General features: G+C 45.0%; 19 protein-coding genes. 2 read left to right on the top strand and 17 right to left on the bottom strand.

Annotation, left to right across the window (positions count from 1 at the left end):
* Positions 1-11 precede the first annotated feature (11 nt).
* The 7 genes from MHH60_RS14715 to MHH60_RS14685 form a co-directional block, all read right to left on the bottom strand.
* Positions 12-485, bottom strand: a complete 474-nt coding sequence (locus MHH60_RS14715; protein ID WP_076138831.1) for a DUF523 domain-containing protein — start codon at positions 483-485, stop codon at positions 12-14.
* A 146-nt stretch (positions 486-631) separates the two neighbouring features.
* Positions 632-1,198 (bottom strand): putative ABC transporter permease, encoded by a 567-nt coding sequence (locus MHH60_RS14710; protein ID WP_076138830.1) that lies wholly within the window; start codon positions 1,196-1,198, stop codon positions 632-634.
* 165 nt (positions 1,199-1,363) lie between these two features.
* Positions 1,364-1,543 carry a hypothetical protein gene (locus tag MHH60_RS14705; RefSeq protein ID WP_038570027.1) on the bottom strand — a complete coding sequence of 60 codons (180 nt, stop codon included), beginning with the start codon at positions 1,541-1,543 and terminating at the stop codon, positions 1,364-1,366.
* 166 nt (positions 1,544-1,709) lie between these two features.
* Positions 1,710-1,889 carry a hypothetical protein gene (locus tag MHH60_RS14700; protein ID WP_036689781.1) on the bottom strand — a complete coding sequence of 60 codons (180 nt, stop codon included), beginning with the start codon at positions 1,887-1,889 and terminating at the stop codon, positions 1,710-1,712.
* 94 nt (positions 1,890-1,983) lie between these two features.
* Positions 1,984-2,670 carry an LrgB family protein gene (locus tag MHH60_RS14695; protein ID WP_076138829.1) on the bottom strand — a complete coding sequence of 229 codons (687 nt, stop codon included), beginning with the start codon at positions 2,668-2,670 and terminating at the stop codon, positions 1,984-1,986.
* Entirely contained in the window at positions 2,670-3,098 is a 429-nt protein-coding gene (locus tag MHH60_RS14690) for a CidA/LrgA family holin-like protein (RefSeq protein WP_232061285.1), read from the bottom strand. Before MHH60_RS14690 ends, MHH60_RS14695 begins: the two co-directional genes overlap by 1 nt.
* 169 nt (positions 3,099-3,267) lie before the next feature.
* Positions 3,268-3,942 carry an NAD(P)H-dependent oxidoreductase gene (locus tag MHH60_RS14685; RefSeq protein WP_076138827.1) on the bottom strand — a complete coding sequence of 225 codons (675 nt, stop codon included), beginning with the start codon at positions 3,940-3,942 and terminating at the stop codon, positions 3,268-3,270.
* Positions 3,943-4,092: 150 nt separating this feature from the next.
* Here MHH60_RS14685 and MHH60_RS14680 point away from each other — a divergent pair, with 150 nt between their 5' ends.
* The gene (locus MHH60_RS14680; protein ID WP_076138826.1) at positions 4,093-4,485 is read left to right on the top strand and encodes a winged helix-turn-helix transcriptional regulator; all 393 of its coding nucleotides are present in this window, start codon (positions 4,093-4,095) and stop codon (positions 4,483-4,485) included.
* A 16-nt stretch (positions 4,486-4,501) separates the two neighbouring features.
* Here the strand turns inward: MHH60_RS14680 and MHH60_RS14675 are convergent, their stop codons facing one another.
* From MHH60_RS14675 to MHH60_RS14630, 10 genes are all read right to left on the bottom strand, one after another.
* Positions 4,502-4,879 carry a YkvA family protein gene (locus MHH60_RS14675; RefSeq protein WP_081389201.1) on the bottom strand — a complete coding sequence of 126 codons (378 nt, stop codon included), beginning with the start codon at positions 4,877-4,879 and terminating at the stop codon, positions 4,502-4,504.
* A 110-nt stretch (positions 4,880-4,989) separates the two neighbouring features.
* The gene (locus MHH60_RS14670) at positions 4,990-5,628 is read right to left on the bottom strand and encodes a Vat family streptogramin A O-acetyltransferase (RefSeq protein WP_076138825.1); all 639 of its coding nucleotides are present in this window, start codon (positions 5,626-5,628) and stop codon (positions 4,990-4,992) included.
* Positions 5,629-5,787: 159 nt separating this feature from the next.
* The gene (gene rhaA, locus MHH60_RS14665; protein ID WP_076138824.1) at positions 5,788-7,062 is read right to left on the bottom strand and encodes an L-rhamnose isomerase; all 1,275 of its coding nucleotides are present in this window, start codon (positions 7,060-7,062) and stop codon (positions 5,788-5,790) included.
* 289 nt (positions 7,063-7,351) lie between these two features.
* Positions 7,352-8,842, bottom strand: a complete 1,491-nt coding sequence (rhaB, locus tag MHH60_RS14660) for a rhamnulokinase (RefSeq protein WP_256715257.1) — start codon at positions 8,840-8,842, stop codon at positions 7,352-7,354.
* A gap of 25 nt (positions 8,843-8,867) precedes the next feature.
* Entirely contained in the window at positions 8,868-9,596 is a 729-nt protein-coding gene (locus MHH60_RS14655) for a LutC/YkgG family protein (protein ID WP_076138862.1), read from the bottom strand.
* Positions 9,589-11,142 carry a LutB/LldF family L-lactate oxidation iron-sulfur protein gene (locus MHH60_RS14650; protein WP_076138863.1) on the bottom strand — a complete coding sequence of 518 codons (1,554 nt, stop codon included), beginning with the start codon at positions 11,140-11,142 and terminating at the stop codon, positions 9,589-9,591. The genes MHH60_RS14655 and MHH60_RS14650 overlap by 8 nt, the downstream gene beginning before the upstream one ends.
* The gene (locus MHH60_RS14645) at positions 11,139-11,867 is read right to left on the bottom strand and encodes a (Fe-S)-binding protein (protein WP_036689769.1); all 729 of its coding nucleotides are present in this window, start codon (positions 11,865-11,867) and stop codon (positions 11,139-11,141) included. Before MHH60_RS14645 ends, MHH60_RS14650 begins: the two co-directional genes overlap by 4 nt.
* Positions 11,868-11,893: 26 nt before the next feature.
* Positions 11,894-12,652: a DeoR/GlpR family DNA-binding transcription regulator gene (locus MHH60_RS14640; protein WP_076138864.1), complete on the bottom strand. Its 759-nt coding sequence runs from the start codon at positions 12,650-12,652 to the stop codon at positions 11,894-11,896.
* Between the two features lie 40 nt (positions 12,653-12,692).
* Positions 12,693-14,762 (bottom strand): bifunctional aldolase/short-chain dehydrogenase, encoded by a 2,070-nt coding sequence (locus tag MHH60_RS14635; RefSeq protein WP_076138865.1) that lies wholly within the window; start codon positions 14,760-14,762, stop codon positions 12,693-12,695.
* Positions 14,763-14,978: 216 nt separating this feature from the next.
* On the bottom strand, positions 14,979-15,479 hold the full coding sequence (locus MHH60_RS14630; RefSeq protein ID WP_076138866.1) for a GNAT family N-acetyltransferase: 501 nt from the start codon (positions 15,477-15,479) through the stop codon (positions 14,979-14,981).
* A 453-nt stretch (positions 15,480-15,932) separates the two neighbouring features.
* Here MHH60_RS14630 and MHH60_RS14625 point away from each other — a divergent pair, with 453 nt between their 5' ends.
* On the top strand, positions 15,933-16,841 hold the full coding sequence (locus MHH60_RS14625; RefSeq protein ID WP_076138867.1) for an alpha/beta fold hydrolase: 909 nt from the start codon (positions 15,933-15,935) through the stop codon (positions 16,839-16,841).
* Positions 16,842-16,848 lie beyond the last annotated feature (7 nt).

The raw sequence follows: 16,848 nt of genomic DNA, 5'->3' as shown, positions 1-16,848 counted from the left end.
CTATTTATTACTTAAAGAATGAACCCGTCCATACGTGCGAGTTCCTGCTCGACCTCATCCAACTGATCTTCGCCAAATACTTTAAACCCATTTTTCCTCAACAGCTCCGTAGTGGTACCCTCTCCCGGTGCTTTCGTATCCTTAAAGGTTCCATCATAAATATACAGACTTCCGCATGAAGGACTATCTTGTTTTAAAATAGCTAATGCAACCTGATGCTCCATGGCCAGCTTTAGTGTGGCTTGAGCCCCCTTCATAAATGGCTCCGTAACATCGATGCCTGCCCCCGTCACAACCCGATCTTCTTGCCGCTGTGCGTCAGGACGAGGGGTTGGCAAACCTCCCACTACCTCAGGACAAATATGGACAAAACGCCCTTCCTCATACCACTTTAGGAATCGGGCATCGAGACACGGAACATCGCCATTATCATAACGTACTTTATGCCCTAACAGACATGCGCTCACTAGAATCTTCCCTGTCATCGTTATCGCCACCAGTCCGTCTAGTATTTAATATATTGCTATATTATTTATGACTAGAAACGGATATGCAATATCGAAATGCCTGTCCACGAAATGTTTGTGCTTGGTACACAAAAGAAGACTCGTGGTATACATATAGAAAATCATTATTTCTGATATTGCGGCGTTTTCTCCATCCGGTACCGGCTCCAGCAGGTCCATAATAAATCTGCCAAAAAGTAGAACCCCACGATTGGAAGCACGAATTTCCAAATAGGCTGAACACCCGAATATAAAAGCTCCATAAGCGGCTGAATTACATACACACTAGCTACTGAAAGCCCCCACCAATATAGAGAAAAACGCAGGCAAATATGCCCTTGCAGTTGATAAGACATTCCTGAGTAATCCCACCATTGCTTATGGAATACTGTTTTTAACAGCCAACCGCTTATAAATTCAACAGCAGAAGGAATGATTAGCGCAAGAAATAGGAAAAGCGGAAGTGGCAGCGTCAAATCTCTAGCAATCAATAGCAATAGTGGAGCAAAGCCATACATCGGCTTAAATGGACCTTTTAGAAATCCTTCTTTACGAAAGCTTCCATTACTGTATAGATTATAGGTCCCTTCCAATACCCAACCTAAAAAGGAATAGACCATAAAATAAAAAAAGTATTGGCCCACCACAGTAACTGCTATATCACCACTTAACGAAAATATAGGAATAATCATGACCTAATCACGCCTCCCGTTGTCATTATTTTCTTAGTTGTCCATCCGGCCCTATTATGTCTTGATCGTTCTGGAAATATGCGCACAAAAAAAGACATAACCCAAAAGGTTATGCCTCCATTCCAGAATGCCAGGAGTAAAAGTCTCCCACTTGTTACTTTCTAATTATTTATGCTCTTCTTCATGAGGTGTCGTCAGCAACTGATCGTCGTTCTGTTTCTTCAGTGCATCCATCTTAAGCTCACTGCGTACGCCAAAGTTTGAACCATACTTTTTCTCAAAGTTTCCTGCGAGAGCCTCACCACGTTTTTGCCGGTAACGGCTGTTCTCATTCCGACTACGCATTTCATTTCCTCCCCGTTGGCAAAGATCTGTGAAATTTGCGAAAAGCTAAGACGAACTTGGAGAAAACACTCTGATGAGGTTGTACTTTTATTTATTATACAATACTTACTATAATCATCAACAAAAACAGACTGTCCCCTAAAGGACAGTCTGTCTTCCGAATCATTTACTCCAAATTATCGGGAAGCGGATCTGGGTGTGAAGATTCAGCAGGTTTGGCTACCCACTCATCTGCCTCTGGCTCGATGTCTACACCGTTCTCCATCTTCTTAATTTCAGCTAATGAATCGCCTTCTTTATTTTCCTTGTTGCGGATTTCCGCTTCATCTTGTGTGTGATCGGACATGTGAAATCCTCCTCAGGTGCTTTGCTTTTTTTGTTCCTTAGTTATAGTTACCCGATGGAGTGTTTTGCAAACATAGTCCAATTAAAAGAATAATTTAGGGGTACATCATCCACGCTACTAGTGGGCCGATACAAGAGCCAACTATCGCGCAAACAGTCATCGCAACCGAGCTCATCGAAACGGATTGTTCACCATATTCCAAGGCCTTTGCTGTTCCTAGAGCATGAGAAGCGGTTCCTAGACCAATTCCGATTCCAACCTCACTTCGAATTCTAAACAGCTTGATGATAAAAGGTCCGCCAATCGCACCTGTAAATCCAGCAATCATAACAAATACAGAGGTTAAAGAAGAGTCCCCACCTAAGCCGTTCGAGATCTGTATCGCTACAGGCGTAGTGATCGATTTAGGTAATAAAGATAAAACATATAATTTAGAGAAGCCTAGACCTGCCGCCAAAAGCAGTCCACTAAACATCCCTATAAGCAGTCCTACAATTGCTCCGCCCAGAATCGCCGGGAGATTCTCAATCAACACATTACGTTGTTTATATAATGGGTAGGCTAATGATACTACAGCAGGACCGAGCAGCTGGTTAATCCATTGGCCGCCTATCATATATGTATCATACGGAATATGAAAATATAGTAGTAAAGTTACAACAATCACTGTGGCTGTAAGCGCGGGAATAAGTACAGGAATACGAAATCGTCTATATACTACTGACATCATCAAATAAATAGCTACGTTAAGCAGTACAATACCTGTTGCGATAAAAAACATTATAATTCCTTCCCCTTTTCGCTTAGTCTCTTGCCGCTCCATCCCGCTTTCAGCTTGTTGTTTACGCTAGTAAGCCATTGGCTAGAATGTGCAGCTGCGGCAATCGTGAGAACACTGCTAACGATAAGGATTAGGATTAATAGTAAACCTCTACCACTAAAGATATCCATATGATTCACGATCCCAGCTGTCGCTGGAATAAAAAATAACGGAAGATAAGCTAATATCGTTGTTGCACCCTCTTCAATCCACTTCACAGGCACGACCCTAAATAGCAATAGAACAAAAAGTAACAGTAATCCTACGATACTCCCGGAAACGGGGAGATGCAGTTGCTTTTGCAGATAGTCCCCAGCCAGGTAGAACAAATATAGCAGGAACACTTGGATAATAATGCGAATGATTTTCATGATGCAGGATCCCTTCATTATTAAGTTAAAGCGATAGCGCTAATATTGAGTCACCTTCATAAGGGTATCAGAGTTTTCATGAAACTTTCAATTACTTTTTGAATCTTATAAGAAATATCGAAAAAAAACCTGCAAAATCTCCAGAATACAGAGACTTTACAGGCTAAAAGCTAACAATTCATTTTCGTTAAACCCACTGAATTACTTGCTCTGCACCTTGACGGGTCTTACCACGTGGTTCATTCAGGCGATATCCGAAAGCTGCCATACAGGAGATTCCAAAGTGCTCAGCGTCCATAATCCCTTCTTCTTCCAGAATCTGCTCCACCTTAACTTTATCAAAACCTTCCATTGGGCAAGAGTCGATTCCGATTAACGCAGCTGAAGTCAGCATATTCCCAAGCGCCAGATAAGTCTGCCGGCAGCTCCATTCGAACATTGCCCGCTCATTCTCCATCAGTCCGAAATCAACCTTCAAGAACTTATCAAAAACTTTACGTTTTCCTTCCATTCCTTGCGGAGGCAACTCCTGCACATTCTCCATGATCCCTTTAATATAATCAGAGTCAGCAGCCATATCTTTAGGAAGACGTGAGAGAATGAGCACAAAATGGCTTGCGGTTGCCAATTGCTTTTGTGCGCCCCAGGCATAAGGACGTAATTTCTCACGTACTTCCGGACTTTGCACTACCACAAAACGCCAAGGCTCCAATCCGAATGAACTTGGTGACAATCGTCCAGTTTCCAGAATAAATTGAAAGTCCGATTCACTAATTTTTTTATGGCTATCGAATTCTTTAGTTGCATGTCTAAACTGATATGCAGACAGGATTTCATTCTTGTTTAACGATAAAGTATCCATGAGTAACACTCCCTTTACTTGGTTAGAATCGACGGGCATTTGACTGTTTGCCGATCACATGCTTAATATTAGTGTATATATCACTTCTTTAAAAGTACGCACAATAATGTTATGTAGTATACAAAATGATACCATGGGAGTTGAACAGCTATGCGTGACCGAAAAGGTGGCTTCGGAAATTTCCCAGAAAGCAATAAAGAAGCTTGCCCTGTAGAATTTACACTGGACGTTATAGGCGGCAAATGGAAAGGAATTCTCATCTATCACTTGATTGATAGCACGAAACGTTTTAACGAATTCCGCCGGATCTGCCCGGGCATTACCCAACGTATGCTGACCCTGCAACTAAGAGAGTTGGAAGAGGATGGGGTTGTACACCGTGAGGTCTACCATCAGGTTCCCCCAAAAGTCGAATACTCTTTAACTGAATTCGGCAAGACACTGATTCCTATTATTAAACTCATGAAAGATTGGGGCGAGGTGTACAAAACAAAACAGCTTTCCGCAGAAAGCTGTCCTGAAGGTACAGATATTACGGTGTAGCTTAATGCTGCACCATTTATTTTTCCCCATTAAAAAACGCTTCAGCTTTTTCCTTATGTTCGTTGGTTACCTGACCGGATATCGCTTTTATGCCTGCTGCGATAATCGCTGCATCATCTGTAAATCCAAGGCCTAGAATCGCATCGGGTATAGCATCTATAGGAGAAATAAAATAAGCCAATGCACCGAAAGCAATTCCTTTCGCCCATAAAGGTGTTTTAGCGTCGACGGCACAATAATACATTGCGATAGCATCTTTAGTAAATGGAATTTTGCCTGCAAACTTTTTAGTTTTCGTCCAAAAATTTTGCGTTACCATTTCCTCATTTTCTTTGCTATATGGAAATTCCTCTGCAGTGAGCTCCATGCTAGTCTTGACCTTATCTTTCTTCATTGCCGGTTCCCTCCGAAAGGTTCATGTGACGTACATACCTAAAGTATTCCCTCAATTGATGTTTATATCTTTAAGATAAACTAAAGTCCGTATCCTGAACCTACTTACAATTAATTGATCGCTTTGATTTTCGTTAAATCGCTGCTGCATAACACTTCAAGATTCTTAAAAATCCGCTCAGCATCCCAATCCCACCACTTAAGCGCTTCAAGATATTCGATCATTTCATCATCAAAACGTTGTCTAATCACTTTGCAGGGATTTCCTCCAGCTACACTATACGCCGGGATATCCTTTACAACTGTAGAATTGGCTGCGATAACTGCTCCGTTTCCAATATGCACACCTGGCATAACCGTAACATTTTGTCCAATCCAAACATCGTTTCCGATGACTGTATCACCTTTTAGCGGCAGATCTTTTAAATCCGGGACCACCTGGTCCCAGCCATGGGCCATGATATTAAACGGATAGGTCGAAACCGAATTCATCCGGTGGTTGGCACCATTCATAACAAACTCAATGCCTTTGGCAATCGCGCAGAATTTTCCAATAATAAGCTTGTCGCCAATAAAATCATAATGATGAGTCACACGTTCCTCAAACTTCTCTGCACCGTTTATATCATCATAATAGGTATAATCGCCAACAATGATATTGTCTCTTGTAATCGCATTTTTTATATAGCAGATACTTTTAATTTGTTCATTGGGATAGAGCGTATCCGGGTTCGGTCCATATTGTTTCATAGTTTGCGCCTCGCTCTCTTTTGGATAAAACATAGCAGAGATCAGAGCTGAATTCAAATCATGTACGATTCATAAATATAAAAAAGCGGCTACCTGCCGGTAACCGCCTATCTTTTATCTACTTATATTGTTAAAGCTCGTTCTGCTTCACTTCTACTTCTACCTTTTCGATAAAACCTCAGCCTCATACTGTTTTACTTCATCTAGCCAGCTTTCCCGGACCGGTACGCCATTCTTCGCACAATAATAATCCCAAATGGCTCCAAACGGATACGATTTAAATTCCTCAACCAAAGCAAGTCTTGAAGTGTAATCTCCATCCAGCTCAATTTGCTTTAATTGCCCGATTGGCTCCAGCATGGCACGAAGCAAAGCTTTTAATGTATTGCGTGTTCCGATCACCCAAGCAGCAATATGATTAATGCTTCCGTCAAAAAAATCTAATCCAATATGCGTTCTGTCCAGAAACCGGCCACGAACCAGTTCACGGGCAATCTCGAGCAGCTCATCGTCCATAGTTACCACATGATCACTATCCCAGCGTACTGGACGGCTAACATGCAGCAGCAATTGATCCCCAAATAGCAGCCAGGAAGACAGCTTATTCGAAATCATTTCGGTTGGATGGAAATGCCCCGCATCGAAGCACACCGCCTTGCCCCGGCTTAGCGCATAACCCATATAGAATTCATGTGAGCCAACTACGTAACTTTCCGAACCAATACCAAACAGCTTACTTTCTACGGCATCAATGTTATATTGCTGATCGATTTCCTCGCTGAAGATTTCATCGAGTGACTGCTGAAGCCGTACCCTTGGTGACAAGCGGTCAATCGGCGTATCTTTATAACCATCTGGAACCCAAAAATTAGTAACACAAGGCTGACCTAATGCTTGGCCAAAGGACTCGGCGATTCGACGTGAGGCCTTGCAATGAGCGATCCAGAAGTTGCGGATTTCAGGATCTGGGTGACTCAGTGTGAAGCCATCGTTTGCTTTTTCATGAGAAAAACAGGTAGGATTGAAATCCAATCCTAGTCCCTGCTCCTTGGCCCAGCTCACCCATCGCTCAAAATGCCTAGGCTCTAACGCATCGAGATCTACAGTCTCTTCTGTATCCGCATAAATAGCATGTAAATTTATTTTATGTTGCCCTGGGATGAGTGCTAGAGCCTGTTCCAAATCCCGGCGCAGCTCCTCCGGATTCCCGGCCCGCCCCGGGTAACTTCCGGTGACTGCGATCCCGCCGCTCAGTTCTTTTTCCTTATTCAAAAAACCCTTCACATCATCACCTTGCCAACAATGCAAAGAAATCTTAATTTCCGCTAGCTGCTCCAACACCTTATCTACGTCGATCCCATGCTGTGCGTAAAGCTTTTTCGCTTCATTGTAGCTGTTCTGAATGCTCTGTAAGCTCTCTTTACTCTGCTCCATGTTGAGCCTCCTGATTTTTAACTTAGTTTGTTTTAGATGAGGCATTTCTGCCTCTCTTTGGCTCGCGTTCCGCGTATCGCGCTCGATGAGAGGCACTTTTGCCTCTCTTTAGCTTGCGTTCCGCGTATCGCACTCGATGAGAGGCATTTTTGCCTCTCTTTAGCTCGCGTTCCGCGTATCGCACTCGATGAGAGGCATTTATGCCTCTCTTTATCTCGTTTTCCGCGTATTGCGCTCGATGAGAGGCACTTTTGCCTCTCTTTGGCTCGTTTTCCACTATACTTAGCTACTAATTAACGACCTGCAGCCGGGCGAACTGTGCCAAAGCCGCTTCTTTGGTCGTGGGGTCCATCCCCTTCGGTATATAAGATGTTACTTGGAATGAACGACTTATAATTTCTCTCGCCTCTTGAAGATCAGTTACAGCACCCGTGCTGATCATCTGCACCACCAGATTGCCTAAAGCCGTAGATTCCGTTGGTCCGGCGTGAATTTCCATCTCCAGCAGATCTGCCGTAATCTGGCACAACAGACCGTTATTCGCACCTCCGCCAACGATATGCAATCTCTCTAAGCTGTCACCCGTCAATTGCTGGAGATCCTGAATGTAGAAATAATAAGATAAAGCAAGACTATCAAATACACATCGAGCCATTTCCCCAGGCGTTTGAGGAACCAATTGTCCTGCTTCCACACAATAGCTGCGGATCTCGTCAACCATGCTCGGTGGATTCATGAAGCGTTCATCATTGCAATAAATGATCGATCTAAAAGGGATTTCTTGTGCTGCCAGCTCTACCAGCTCGCCGAAGCTGTATTGTCCGCCGTACTCCTCACGAACCTTTTGAATTAACCACATGCCCATAATGTTTTTAAGAAACCGGAATGTGCCGTAGGCTCCCCATTCATTCGTATAGTTTCGTAACATTGCCTCTGGACTTGTGATGGCTGAAACCCGTTCCACCCCGATAAGTGACCAAGTACCACTACTGAGAAATCCCCATTTCTCGCTGTTTGCCGGAACCCCTAATACAGCTGATGCTGTATCATGAGAGGCTACTGCTATGAACTCGCAATCTGGAAGATCGCCGCGAGCCGCCAAGTCCTCCGTCAACCGCCCAACGGATTCCCCAGGTTCTGTTAAGGGAGGAAATTGCTCTTTTGAAAGACCAAGCACCGACAGAAGATCCGCATCGTAATCACGAGTGTGAAGATTCAGCATCCCAGAGGTGGAACCTATCGTCACTTCACTAATCTTGCGACCCGTAAGCCGATAATAAAGATAATCAGGGACCAAGAGGATGGAATGTGCTGCTTCCAGCTCCGCCTGATCATGCACAAACAGCTGATACAACGTATTTATCGGGAGATATTGTATCCCCACTTTTTCGTAAACGCTTTCAGTTGAGATGTTACGATGCAGCCTCTCTATCGCTCCATCCGTTCGGGAGTCACGATAAGAAAAAACCTCATGGATCCGTGCCCCCTCCTGATCGAGAAGTACATAATCGACACCCCAAGTATCGATGCCCACAGTGCAGCGCTCGATCCCTCTAGCCTTGGCCTGCTGTAAGCCCTTGACGATTTCAGCAACTAAATAATCTATATCCCAATATAGATTACCATTTTGTTCAGCGAATCCATTACTGAAGCGATGAATTTCTTCTATAGACAGGGTTCCTCCCGGCTGCTGCAAGGTTCCACAAACCACTCTCCCACTAGAGGCTCCGATATCAACAGCAATATGATTCTGAATTTGATTATGAGCTTGTGTATTCATACCATACAACACTCCTTATCTCCTATCAGCCTACTAGCAAAGCAAATACGATTCCTGGACCATGCACGCCTATCGTCAGATCATTCTCAATATCCGCTGAACGGCTAGGTCCGGAGATAAAATGAATGCCCGCCGGCAGCCCCGATGGACCAGCTTCATCAAAATCAATAAGCACCTCACCAAGACGAGTCTTCAGCCGCTCCAATGGAACGATGGCAATTAATGCGGTAGGCAATAAGCTGACTGAACGGCCTTTATCCTCAGAGGACAGCACAGTAATGGAGCCTGTATAGGCAACTGCATAATCCGCAATCACAATTCCAATATCAGCCTCGGCCGCCCTAGCTTTCCATGCCTCCTGATCATCTGTATTCCAGACAGAGACCTGTGTATCTGTGAGTTCCTCCTCTAGTCGAAGTACTGCCAGCTCGGTGACATTTTGCCGGAGAATATACCGTGCGAGCATCTCATTGACTTTGCTGACGATGAAAGCCTTGGCATCCTCCATATCCTGCACACGAAATACATGACCACCGGCGCTTTGAAAGTTCGCCGTAAATTGTTCAATCCTTTCCTCCGGACTCCACTGGAATTGCTGCCAGTACTGCGGTGGGCCGCGAAAAGGATGTGCCGGAGCTTCAGTAATTCTCGGCCGCTTCAGGCGGCGAGCGATATCATTCATGAATGCCTGCTGCTGTTCACGTGAATCCTGCTCCATACGTTCCAACCAGTTACTGTGCGTCACTTCAGTCATGTCCGGCCCCTCCTTCCAGCGCTTCCCGCTTCCGCTTCGCCAGTAAATCTTCCATTCGCTTCTGTATCGCCGGTTCCATTTCGCGACTGTTCTTATCCAGCTCCTGTTGCAGCCCCTTCCAGCTCTCACGGAAGGATTGATCTGCCAGCTTCGGGGCGATCCGATAATTGTTCCAGCCTTTCAGCGGCCCCAGTTTCGACGGAATTCCTCCGTCTCGCACGAGCAGCTTTTGCCCGATTCTACCTACCTTCATCACATTACTAAATCGCTGTGACTTCGCCATGATCGCCCCAAAACCCTTCATGCCGAGACCTTCTGCCTTATCCCCATAACCACGTTCTACCTTCCGCCGCCGTAAATAGATGAGCATATCATGCAGAGGGATTTTGACCGGACAGGCTTCATAACATGCTCCGCACAGGCTAGAGGCTGAGGCGATGTCATCCCATTGATCTACATTTTTATTCAACGCCGGAGTCAACACCGCTCCTATAGGTCCGCTATACGTTCCCCCATATGCATGACCGCCAATATGACGGTAGACAGGACAAGCATTCAGACAAGCTCCACAGCGGATGCAGTTCAGCAGCTCCTGAAACTCAGGATCGCCTAGCTGCTCAGATCGACCATTATCAAGAATAATAATATGCTGCTCTTCCGGCCCATCACCGTCATTATCCCTGCGGGGACCAGAAATACCCGACATATATACCGTTAACTTCTGCCCTGTTGCCGAACGAGGCAATAATGTAGCCATCACTTCAAGATCACTCCACGAAGGAATAATCCGCTCCATCCCCATCAGGGTAATTTGTGTTTTCGGTAAAGTGGTGACCATACGAGCGTTGCCTTCATTCTCGAACAGCACCATCGAACCCGTCTCTGCAATAGCAAAGTTACAGCCAGTCATTCCAATATCCGCATCAAGGAACTTCTCTCTCAGCTTTCGCCGTACAAATCCAGCAAGGATAGTAGTTTCAGGCAAAAGCTCCTCCCCTGCCTCTTTGGACAACAGCTCTGCAATCTGGTAGCGGTTCTTATGAATCGCCGGAATAATGATATGTGACGGGGTTTCCCCGGCAAGCTGGATAATATACTCCCCCAGATCCGTCTCTATGGTCTCCACGCCAATGGATTCCAGCGCCTTATTTAAATGCAGCTCCTCAGTAACCATTGATTTGGATTTGACCACAGAAGCTGCCTGTTTTCGCTGCGCGATTTCAAGGGCAATCTTCACAGCCTCTTCACCCGTTGCTGCAAAATGAATATGTGTCCCGTTTGCTCTTGCCTTGTCTGCAAAAAGGTTCAAATAGTAATCAAGATGGGCGATCGTGTGTAGACGAATTTGCCGCCCACGTTCACGCCACTCTTCCCAGTGGCCATGATCGTTAGCTGCTTTTTGTTTTCCATCACGCAGTCTCTCCGTGGTAAAACGAACAGCCTTGCGTAAAAAGTCATTATTCAGCGCCAATTCTGCACGTTCTTTTACTGTTGCTGGCTTTCCATTCTCTGAACTCGCCGTGGAATTGGTGGTGGCTTGGCTCATTTATCAGTCACCCCCTCATACAGCAGTTCTGCTAAATGCATAACTCGAACGGGCTCGCGGCGGTAACGCAGATTACCGGCAATATTCATCAGACAACCCATATCCAGACCCGTTAGGATTTCTGCTTCCGTCTCCAGCACATGATCTGACTTCTCAGTGACCATCGCCCCGGAGATATCAGACATTTTCACGGCAAAGGTTCCACCAAACCCACAGCAGTCCTCAGCAAAAGGCAGTGGTACCAGCTCCATCGCCTTCACATTTTGCATAAGCTGCATAGGTTCGTCGCGAATCCCTAGAATCCTTGTGCCATGACAGGAAGGATGATAGGTAACCTTATGCGGAAACACTGCTCCAAGATCAGTTACGCCAAGTACCTGCACCATAAACTGACTGAATTCATAGGATTTGCGTTGCAAATTCTGCGCCTTGACCAGATTAACCGGATCATCCTGAAACAGCTTAGGGTAATGATGAAGCATCCCCGTACAGGATCCGGAAGGTGCAATGACAAAATCACTGTCATCAAAAGCCTGTAGAATCGTAAGTGCAGCTTGCCGCGCTTCATTCCAATATCCACTGTTGTACGCAGGCTGTCCGCAGCAAGTCTGCACCTCCGGGAACTCCAGCTGTACGCCATACCTGGCCAGCAGACGAGCCATGGCTTCCCCGACCTTCGGGAACACGGCATCGCTGACGCAAGTTATAAACATCGATACCTTCATGCCTTCACCTCCTGCACAACTATTTACTACACCGTCGTTATTGCGATGTTCAGCTTCTGCAACTGCTTCATTTGTTCTCCAACAGGGCTGTAATCCGTTATTAGGACATCCACATCACTAGGAGCCGCAAAATGTGTGAACGCTTGTATTCCAAATTTACTGGAATCACATAATAAGATCACTTGCTCAGCTATAGAAATCATCTTTCGTTTCACCATAGCTTGCAGCTCATTTGATTCACTAGCGCCTCGTTCGAGATGAAACCCTTTGCAGGAAAAAAACATCTTATCCACGTGATACAATTCAAGCGAACGTTCTGCTAAATGACCAACATAGGACATTGATCTGCGGCTCAGCTGTCCGCCTGTAGAAAAGACCTCGATCCGCTCCTTCCCGCTTAACTCTGCTGCCACTCTAGTAGAATTGGTCAACACAGTAAGCGGCATATCCGGCAAATGCGAAGCCATATACCAAGCCGTTGTACTGGCATCCAGCAGAATTCGATCGCCCGGCTTAATCATCATGACCGCCTCACGGGCAATCCGTTGTTTCTCCGCTGCATTCATGATTTCTCGTTCGGCATAAGGGGTCTCCGGTTGCCGGTCACGCAGGCTAACTGCTCCGCCATGCGAACGCAGCAGCCGCCCCGCTTTTTCCAATCGATCCAGATCGCGGCGAATGGTTTCTTCCGTCACTTGGCATAATGTACTCAATTCTGAGACTCGGATGCTGCCGCGTTCATTCACTAGTTCTACGATTCGTTCATATCTGTCTGCAATCAGCATGATTTCCCTCCGTTATCCCTATCTATATTCAAGCTACCTCTTATCTAGTAAAAGCTGCTGGCACTCCACCGTCGATTGTCAGCATACAACCCGTAGTTTTCTCTGACTTGGAAGAAGCAAAAAAAGCAACGCCTTCGGCAATATCACGTGGATAAATATTAACTAGCAGCGTCGTGCGTTTACGGTAATGCTCCTCTAATTGATCCGGCTCAATCCCGTAAGCAGCCGCCCGTTCATTACGCCAGTTCGAATTCCAGATGGCTGATCCTTGTAAAATTGCATCGGGCAGAATCGTATTGGCACGGATGCCAAACTCTCCGCCTTCAGCTGCTATGCAGCGGGCCAGATGGGCTTCGAGCGCCTTGGCAGAACTGTAAGCCGAAACGCTTTTTCCTGCAAAAATAGAATTTTTGGAGCCGATGAACACCATGCTACCTCCGATTTTTTGCTCCTTCATCACCTTAAAAGCTTCGCGTGCAACGAGGAAATATCCTGTGCCCAGTACAGAAATATTCAAATTCCACTCTTTCAATGAAGTCTCATCAAACGGACTGGAGGTTGCAAGCCCAGCATTATTAACAATAATATCGACCCCGCCATAAAAAAGTGCTGTCTCCGCATAAGCTGCAGTTACCTGATCTTCCTCAGTTACGTCCATTTTAACGGCGAATGCACGATTTTCACCATACTTAGCGTTAATCTCTTCTGCTACTTTTTGTGCACCCTCCAGATTGAGGTCTGCCAATACAACATGCGCTCCTTCTGATACTAAACGACGAGCCGTCTCACTCCCAATTCCCCCGGCACCACCTGTAATAAAGGCAACTTTACGGGAGAACTCCGCTTCTGCCGGAGCCAGTGATAATTTATATAATTCCAGGGGCCAATATTCCACATTGTACGATTCATTCTCACTAAGAGAGACGAAATCTCCCAGCGAAGTAGCTCCGCGCATAACAGCAATCGCCCGGTGATACAAGGCTCCGCTGATCTTAGCATTGCTCCAGCTTTTACCTGTGTTGATCATGCCCACGCCAGGGATCAGGATCACACGTGGCGCAGCCTCGAACATTACATCGCCTTCATGTTTATTACGGTCGAAGTACGCTTTGTACTGCTCCTTATATTCGCTAATCGCTTCGTTCAGCTTCGCCTTCAAGCTATCGATATCATTGGTATTCGGCTCCCACGCAACAAAAAGCGGCTTCATTTTGGTATGTACCAAATGATCTGGACAAGCTGCGCCTACACCGGATAACTTCTCCGAGTCAGCCCCTCCTACAAAACGCAGCACATCCTCCGCATCGTCGAAGGTCAAAATCATTTTACGCTCATCACTGACCGCGCCTCTGATCAGTGGCATCACTGCCGCTGCTACAGCCCGCCGCTCTGCTTCCGGAAGTACTTCCGATTTGCCGCCGCCAAATAGGTTCTGATCTTCAATTCTTTCTTCAATATAACTTTCCGCTTCGTTAATTATGGAGATTGTTTTGGCATAACAAGATTCAGGTGTATCCCCCCAAGTCACGAGCCCGTGTTTCTCCATCAGCACTAATTCAGCTTTCGGGTTTGCGAGCACACCTTCGGCAATCATTTTGGATAAAGTGAACCCTGGACGGATGTATGGCACCCATACGAAACGATCCCCATAAATCTCACGGGCAATTGCCTTACCGTTATGAGCGCAGCATAAGCTGATAATGGCATCTGGATGCGTATGATCCACATGTTTGAAAGGTAAAAATGCATGCAGCAACGTTTCGATAGAAGCACGCGGATGTTTTGGATCAATCATACAATTTGCGAGATAAGCTACCATCTCTTCATCTGGCATTTCATCACGTTCAAATAACGGGGCAATATCCTGAAGCCTTAGTCCGGTAAAATTGCCTGCTTTCATCGTAGCGAGGTCAGAGCCGCTGCCCTTCACCCACATTACTTCTACCTCGCGCCCGCGAAAATCCAATTCTATCGTTTTGCTGGAGGTATTCCCTCCGCCAAAGTTACAGACTCTGCGATCTTCGCCCAGCAGATTAGAGCGGAACACTAATGCATCCAATCCCCCGTTTAATTTCGTTTCCCGAGATGAATCCCATAAGTTTTGTACCATTTGTGAATACCTCCGTTTTTGAATGTTTGTTTTTTTGTTTATTTTTGTTTGTTTTGATTTTAAACTATTTGTTTGTGTTTGAATAGAGCGCTTTCAACAAAGTTTTAAATTATTTTCACATTTTAGACGAATCTCTATTGGATGAACTACAATAACATCGCGAATAACAAAAAAGAGCTGCCTCTTGGCAACTCCTCCCCTATTGTTCACACCAGCTTAAAGGGTGATCCAGTAGTTACATTTTTCATTCTCAATACCATGTAGTATTCCTTTGTTCGCTTCAATAACCTTTCTCGAAAATATATTGTCCGGCTCACAAGTTAGCATGACCTTATCAATCCCCATGTCCGCAGCTTTTTTTAACAGCTCTGCCAAAAAAATCGTGCCATAACCCTTTCCTCTTTCACTGGGTCTGATACTGTAACCGATGTGTCCACCTGACTTCCTCAATTGATCATTTAAGGAATGTCTTAGTTTTCCGACACCAACGGGATAAGAGTCAATCAGTAACCAGTAGTTGGTTTGTGCTACATACTGTGGCGGAAGATTAACCCCTCGTGAAAGTGCTATCCGATCCTGTATGAAATCAGGAAATTGACTGTAAGCCAGATCAAATCCGTTATTGACGAATCCATTCTCCCCCGGACCTATCTCCACAATCAGCTCAAAAATATCGCGTCCATCTGAAACACTAGCTTCCTTTAGCTCAACGAGCATAATCATCCCCACCTAGAACGTTATTAATAACTTCCCTATCAAAAATTTACCGCAAAAGAGACCGGCATGCATTATTTAATTGCACATTCTACAACTAAAATGAACTTCAATGCTCACGCTTAATGTATTAAGTGTACTTTGTGCAATTAAATTCGCCCAATTTAGCTAAATCAGCTAATTACGAGAGATATAGTTGTACAAAGTACATCTATATCACCGAAGTGAGAGTAAAGTAGCAATTTAGTTGTATGAAATACACTTATCTGGCTCCTTGTGACTACTAGGTGATCAAGCAACAGGTATCTAAACTAATCTATCTAATCCCCATCTTCTAACCCTCTGCCCCCTCTTTTCACAGGAATGTTTCTATTTCTCGCTCCTCCTTCCGCACTCTCGTAGTATACTTATTGGAATAAGATACAGATGTTGTATTTTTCACTAAGGAGGTTTGTGATGGTAAATAGCTTTAAAAATGCCAAGGTGCAAGATCGAGTGTGGCAATCCTACCAACAGCTAGTTGATCAGTGGCTTATTCCTCTTGAAGAGCTCGATCTCCCAACCACATATGGGCTGACGCATTGTATCCTTACCGGGCAAAAGAGTAATCCCCCCTTATTTCTATTTCATGGCGTTGGTGATAACTCGGCGGTCATGTGGCTCCTTAACATCGAGGAATTATCGCGGCATTTTTACTGCATCGCTATTGATACTCTGGGCGGACCCGGAAAAAGCATTCCTAATGCGTACTTTAATAAACAAAAGTTTGAGCAGGTGGAATGGATTAATGAAATAGCCAAACATCTAAGCATAGACGTCTTTAATATTGCAGGGGTGTCAAATGGCGCCTATATTGCTTTTAATTATGCGACCAAGCAACCGGACAAAGTGAACCGTGTGATTTGTTTAGAAGGCGGAATGGTCACCACACCAATCAAAGCCATGCTGCAAACGCTAATGATGATGTTCCCAGAGATTCTGATTCCCACGGATCGCAATTTACTCAAAGTGCTGAAGAAGTTAAGTGCGCCTGACTCCCCTTTATTTGACGATCACCCAGAAGTAGCTGCTCATTTAATCCTTTTAATGCGAGCTCATAATCAGCAAGCTATGTTTGTTCATAAGCTTCAAAAATACGATAAAAACGCCGCTGTTGCCGTCAGAGATAAGCTCTATTTTTTAGTAGGAGAACACGCGTTAAAACAATCAAAGGATTTCATAGATATTTTAGAGGATGGAAAGTTTCATTACCAAGTCATCCCCCGTGCGGGACACGGCATTAATCATGAACAACCGGATAGAGTCAACACTGAAATTATCAATTTTCTGACCGGCGATCACGATAAATCACTTGCATCCTTATGAAAGCGTT

The sequence above is a fragment of the Paenibacillus sp. FSL H7-0716 genome, from assembly GCF_038002705.1.
In the GTDB taxonomy this organism is placed as follows: domain Bacteria; phylum Bacillota; class Bacilli; order Paenibacillales; family Paenibacillaceae; genus Paenibacillus_AQ; species Paenibacillus_AQ odorifer.
Note: the sequence above shows the minus strand (reverse complement) of the source record. Positions and strands in the feature narration are given on the sequence as shown.

What these genes read in the sequence shown, in the direction of transcription:
- MHH60_RS14715 (WP_076138831.1), bottom strand. Translation starts at nt 485, where the DNA reads ATGACAGGGAAGATTCTAGTGAGCGCATGTCTGTTAGGGCATAAAGTA.
- MHH60_RS14710 (WP_076138830.1), bottom strand. Translation starts at nt 1,198, where the DNA reads ATGATTATTCCTATATTTTCGTTAAGTGGTGATATAGCAGTTACTGTG.
- MHH60_RS14705 (WP_038570027.1), bottom strand. Translation starts at nt 1,543, where the DNA reads ATGCGTAGTCGGAATGAGAACAGCCGTTACCGGCAAAAACGTGGTGAG.
- MHH60_RS14700 (WP_036689781.1), bottom strand. Translation starts at nt 1,889, where the DNA reads ATGTCCGATCACACACAAGATGAAGCGGAAATCCGCAACAAGGAAAAT.
- MHH60_RS14695 (WP_076138829.1), bottom strand. Translation starts at nt 2,670, where the DNA reads ATGTTTTTTATCGCAACAGGTATTGTACTGCTTAACGTAGCTATTTAT.
- MHH60_RS14690 (WP_232061285.1), bottom strand. Translation starts at nt 3,098, where the DNA reads ATGAAGGGATCCTGCATCATGAAAATCATTCGCATTATTATCCAAGTG.
- MHH60_RS14685 (WP_076138827.1), bottom strand. Translation starts at nt 3,942, where the DNA reads ATGGATACTTTATCGTTAAACAAGAATGAAATCCTGTCTGCATATCAG.
- MHH60_RS14680 (WP_076138826.1), top strand. Translation starts at nt 4,093, where the DNA reads ATGCGTGACCGAAAAGGTGGCTTCGGAAATTTCCCAGAAAGCAATAAA.
- MHH60_RS14675 (WP_081389201.1), bottom strand. Translation starts at nt 4,879, where the DNA reads ATGAAGAAAGATAAGGTCAAGACTAGCATGGAGCTCACTGCAGAGGAA.
- MHH60_RS14670 (WP_076138825.1), bottom strand. Translation starts at nt 5,628, where the DNA reads ATGAAACAATATGGACCGAACCCGGATACGCTCTATCCCAATGAACAA.
- rhaA (WP_076138824.1), bottom strand. Translation starts at nt 7,062, where the DNA reads ATGGAGCAGAGTAAAGAGAGCTTACAGAGCATTCAGAACAGCTACAAT.
- rhaB (WP_256715257.1), bottom strand. Translation starts at nt 8,842, where the DNA reads ATGAATACACAAGCTCATAATCAAATTCAGAATCATATTGCTGTTGAT.
- MHH60_RS14655 (WP_076138862.1), bottom strand. Translation starts at nt 9,596, where the DNA reads ATGACTGAAGTGACGCACAGTAACTGGTTGGAACGTATGGAGCAGGAT.
- MHH60_RS14650 (WP_076138863.1), bottom strand. Translation starts at nt 11,142, where the DNA reads ATGAGCCAAGCCACCACCAATTCCACGGCGAGTTCAGAGAATGGAAAG.
- MHH60_RS14645 (WP_036689769.1), bottom strand. Translation starts at nt 11,867, where the DNA reads ATGAAGGTATCGATGTTTATAACTTGCGTCAGCGATGCCGTGTTCCCG.
- MHH60_RS14640 (WP_076138864.1), bottom strand. Translation starts at nt 12,652, where the DNA reads ATGCTGATTGCAGACAGATATGAACGAATCGTAGAACTAGTGAATGAA.
- MHH60_RS14635 (WP_076138865.1), bottom strand. Translation starts at nt 14,762, where the DNA reads ATGGTACAAAACTTATGGGATTCATCTCGGGAAACGAAATTAAACGGG.
- MHH60_RS14630 (WP_076138866.1), bottom strand. Translation starts at nt 15,479, where the DNA reads ATGCTCGTTGAGCTAAAGGAAGCTAGTGTTTCAGATGGACGCGATATT.
- MHH60_RS14625 (WP_076138867.1), top strand. Translation starts at nt 15,933, where the DNA reads ATGGTAAATAGCTTTAAAAATGCCAAGGTGCAAGATCGAGTGTGGCAA.